Consider the following 3,011-nt stretch of genomic DNA (forward strand, 5'->3'; position numbering starts at 1 on the left):
TGATTGTGCCTCCGGGAACGCACGCGTCTTCCGTTCATGCGACGTTTTCGGCCGGAACGATTGCGCTGGACGCCTTCGACATCGCCTACCGCGACCTCTTTCACCTGGCGCTCCAGGCACCAGTCGCCAAAGGCGCGCGTCGTCTTGTGCAGGGCATCCCGAATTTGACGCTCGCTCTTGGCAAGCACGAACAAGAGCGCCCGGCGGTACTTCTTCCATTGGCGGCTGCCTTTTTTACATCTTGCCATATGGCGGTACAGTTCCTTCATTTTCTTGTTCCGAAGGCGCTTGATGCTGCGGAGCTTTCGTCCGGTGATGATCACCGCATGCCCGTCTTCCGTGACGGCGGCAATTGCGTGAACTTCCCCCGGATCGACGGCAGCCCTCTGGTTCCCGCTTGCCGGCTCGGCGGCGACGCCATCGTCATAGGTGATGGCCAGCTGCAATCCGCGATCATAGATGAGTTCGATTTCCTTTACCCTCCCGACCGGCATGCGGGCGATGGAAACGACAATCGGCTTCTGCCGCTTTCCTTGATGAAGACCCAGGCTGAGATGAATCTTCCCGTTCTCGTGCAGGGTAAAGCCCTGGGCCGCCCACTTCGTCGAAAAATGCTTTTTCTGCTTGTACGGATAGCGGATGTGGTCGAAGCCTTGCCGTTTTGCTCTTTTGGCATTCTCCCTGGCCCACAAATATTTATGACAGACCGCCTGGATGCTCTGACTCTGCAGCGAATAGCGTCCTTTCGTAACTTTTTGAAGCTGGGTCTGATCGATCCACTTGCCATGTACGGTTGATATTGGTACACAAAACGGCCTTCAGTACCAGCAAAGCGGATGTAGATCGCCTGTTTGCGTGCAATCGTAAATCGGCAGACGTTTGGAACGACTGTCTGGAGATTGCGCGCGCCTATCATCAGGAGTTACCAACCATTCGATGATCGAAAGAAGGTGAATGAGATGCTGTTTGAACGTTTGATCAAAGCGGGCTGCGATTCATTTCGCCAACTGAAGAGGATGGGAGACTTCTCGCAGCAATTCGTTAAAGTAACTTATTGCCCGGACAAGCGTAAACGGCTGACGCTACGCACGAACCGCTAGCTGCATCTTGCTCAGCTCGGTTCTGTGCCGTCCTTTGGCGGCATAAGCTCGTTTCGCGATGAAATATATGCGATTTGATAAGGGCAAATCTTATATGCTTATAGTTCAAAGGAAAGCCTTCCCGCGATCGGCGCGATAGCCGAAGGCCGGAAGGCTTCAGGAAGCGTAATCAGCCGATGACCGCGAAGGCTTCCACTTCCGCGGGAATCGTTCTCGTGCGGTAGATGATTCCCGCATTATTATAAAGCTGCACGGTATAGCTTACCGTCGTAATTGTCGGCACATTGCTGAAAAACACGACGCCGTAACGGTCGAAGCGCGCGGTCTGCACGAGCGTATTTCCCCGGTAGAGCGCCGCGTTGAAGCCGGTCGTATCGAACGGAACGCCGTTACCGTTCACCCAAAGCACCGTAAGCCGGTTAAGCGTCGGGCCGTTTTGCAGCGCGCGCGCTCCCGGTCCCTTCTTCAGCAGCACCCTGCTTTTGCCCTTCGGACCTAGAATCGGCGGTTTGACCCGTTTGGCCATGTGGTTCCCCCCTTCCCGCATACACCTTACTGTATGCGACGGAAGCGGGGGCGGTATGGTCGAGCCCCCAGGCCCATCATCCATATTCCGGCTTGAAGCCGCGCTTCCCGGCTACAGCTCCTTCACGATCGTAATATGAAGCTCGTCCTTCAGCTCGATTTCGTACGGCTCCTTCGGCTGGGTGCCGTCCTTCTCCATAATGATCCGAACGCGCGGACGGTGCACCGCGAGATCGTTGTTCTTCGACACGACGCCGACCTGGCCCGTGCTGAGCAGCAGCGACGTCGAGATCGGATAAATGGAAATATGCTTGCAGAACAACTTGATCAATTCGTGGTCGAAGAACGTCCCGCCGGCGGCGAACAGAAATTCGATCGCCTCGCTGGCCGTGTAACGCTTGCGGTGCGGTCTCGGCGACGTCAGCGCGTCGAACGTGTCCGCGATGCCGACGATCTGCGCGTACGTATGGATGTCGCCGCCACTCAGCCCCCTCGGATAACCGGTGCCGTTGAAACGCTCATGGTGCTGCAGCGCGCAGTGCGCGGATACGATCGAAATATCGTGGTACTTGCGCAAAATATCGAAGCCTTCCTTCGTATGGTTCCGAACGACCGCATGCTCTTCCGCCGTCAAGGCTCCCGACCTCGACAGCAGCTTCTGCGGAATTTTGGTCATTCCGATATCGAACAGCAGCGCGCCGATGCCGAGCTCCTCCAGCTGGTTGCGGTTGTAGCCTTTGGCGATGCCCATAATGCCGGCAAGTACCGCCACGTTGAACGAATGCTGGAACAGGTAAGCGTCCATCGCGTGTATGCTGGTCAGATTGACGAGAATATTCGGCCTTCCGGCCAATTCCTGCATGATCTGACCGAAGACGGCCCTGAAATTCCGCCCCATGTCCGGGGCGATCGTCCGCCCCTTCGACGTTGCCGGATCCTGGAAGGAGACCATCGTCTTGTAAATGGTATCGACCGCTTTCTTGCGCGTTTCCTCGCGAATCGTATCCTCCGGAACGAGGTCCGCGGTCAGGCCGTCTTCGATAAACAAAAAATCGATGCCCATGCCGGCCAGCCGATCGATGTACCTCTCGTTCAGCACGACGCCCTCCCCGAGCAGCACGTTGCCATTATCCTGAAAAATGGGCTTCGCTATCCGGTCTCCCGGTTTGACCATCCCGATTTGCACTTTTCTCATCTGAATTCAGTTCCCGCCTTCAACGTTATCGCGCCCGCTAATTGGATGGTCTTATTTTAGCAGAAATGATGTCCGCTTACCGCAAAACTTATAAATTCTTATCGTAAAAAAACTACGACGGCACAATTAACTAACAGGATTTTCCTGCGCTTTGTCGAATACATAAGAGATAAGAATTTTACGGGAGTTGT

Annotated in this window: 4 protein-coding genes; 1 reads left to right on the top strand and 3 read right to left on the bottom strand. The window is 55.3% G+C overall.

The annotated features are described in order from the left end of the window. Positions 1 to 494, bottom strand: a 494-nt coding sequence (locus tag IDH41_RS30925; RefSeq protein WP_223830215.1) for a transposase, incomplete at its 3' end; no start/stop codon positions are given. Between the two features lie 465 nt (positions 495 to 959). On the opposite strand from IDH41_RS30925, the gene IDH41_RS30930 reads away from it, so the two are divergent. Then, positions 960 to 1,100: a hypothetical protein gene (locus IDH41_RS30930; RefSeq protein WP_190868205.1), complete on the top strand. Its 141-nt coding sequence runs from the start codon at positions 960 to 962 to the stop codon at positions 1,098 to 1,100. Between the two features lie 169 nt (positions 1,101 to 1,269). Here IDH41_RS30930 and IDH41_RS30935 read toward each other — a convergent pair whose 3' ends face one another. Together IDH41_RS30935 and IDH41_RS30940 are read right to left on the bottom strand one after the other, a co-directional pair. Next, positions 1,270 to 1,626 (bottom strand): hypothetical protein, encoded by a 357-nt coding sequence (locus tag IDH41_RS30935; RefSeq protein WP_190868207.1) that lies wholly within the window; start codon positions 1,624 to 1,626, stop codon positions 1,270 to 1,272. Between the two features lie 111 nt (positions 1,627 to 1,737). Beyond that, positions 1,738 to 2,820, bottom strand: a complete 1,083-nt coding sequence (locus IDH41_RS30940; protein ID WP_190868209.1) for an HD-GYP domain-containing protein — start codon at positions 2,818 to 2,820, stop codon at positions 1,738 to 1,740. Positions 2,821 to 3,011: the final 191 nt, after the last annotated feature.

The sequence above is a fragment of the Paenibacillus arenilitoris genome, assembly GCF_014705655.1.
GTDB classification, from domain to species: domain Bacteria; phylum Bacillota; class Bacilli; order Paenibacillales; family Paenibacillaceae; genus Pristimantibacillus; species Pristimantibacillus arenilitoris.